The organism is Vibrio sp. VP6 (assembly GCF_028823755.1).
GTDB lineage: Bacteria > Pseudomonadota > Gammaproteobacteria > Enterobacterales > Vibrionaceae > Vibrio > Vibrio parahaemolyticus.
In genome coordinates this window covers 1-818 of sequence record NZ_JAPEID010000168.1, presented here as the reverse complement: position 1 = coordinate 818, position 818 = coordinate 1, and the positions used below count along the sequence as shown (strand labels likewise).

Here is an 818-nt window from a genome sequence, read left to right as displayed (position 1 = left end):
TACGCCCATCAATCGTCGTAGCCTCATGCCTAAACCTCGTTACAAAACAACTAACTGGAAGCAGTACAATAAATCCTTAATCAACCGTGGTTCTCTGACCTTTTGGATTGATGAGGAAGCGATAGCTGAGTGGAAGCAAAACAAACAAGGCAAGCGTGGTAGACCTCGCCGATTCAGCGACTTAGCCATTACTACCGCACTGATGGTGAAACGCGTTTTCTCTATGCCCTTGAGAGCGCTGCAAGGTTTTCTAGACTCCGTATTTAAGCTGGCTAACATCCCGCTTGTTTGCCCGCACTACACCTGTATAAGCCGCCGAGCTAAGGAAGTTGAAGTTTCATTTAAAACCAAAACCAGAGGAGCAATACAACATCTGGCCATTGATGCCACTGGCCTCAAGGTTTATGGCGAAGGTGAATGGAAGGTCAAGAAGCATGGAACTGATGGGAAGCGAAGAGTCTGGCGTAAGCTGCATATCGCGGTAGATACAAGCACCCACGAAATAGTCGCAGCAGAGCTGAGCTTATCTAACGTAACTGATGCCGAAGTGCTCCCCAACTTACTCAAGCAAACACGTCGTAAAATCATTGAGATATCAGGCGATGGCGCTTATGACACAAGGAATTGCCATGATGCCATACGGATCAAGCGAGCTGTTCCGCTCATCCCGCCAAGAGAAGGAGCAGCCTTCTGGGAACAAGGGCATCCTCGTAACTTAGCGGTAGGTTGCCAGAAGCTCTACGGCTCCAACAAGAAGTGGAAAAAGCGGTATGGCTATCATAAGCGCTCTCTGTCAGAGACCGCAATGTACCGAGTAA

General features: G+C 48.5%; 1 protein-coding gene. It reads left to right on the top strand.

The genetic code is table 11. The features are described 5' to 3' along the window. Nucleotides 1-25: 25 nt before the first annotated feature. On the top strand, nucleotides 26-818 hold a 793-nt coding region (locus OU793_RS24705; protein ID WP_274647926.1), incomplete at its 3' end, for an IS5-like element ISVal1 family transposase.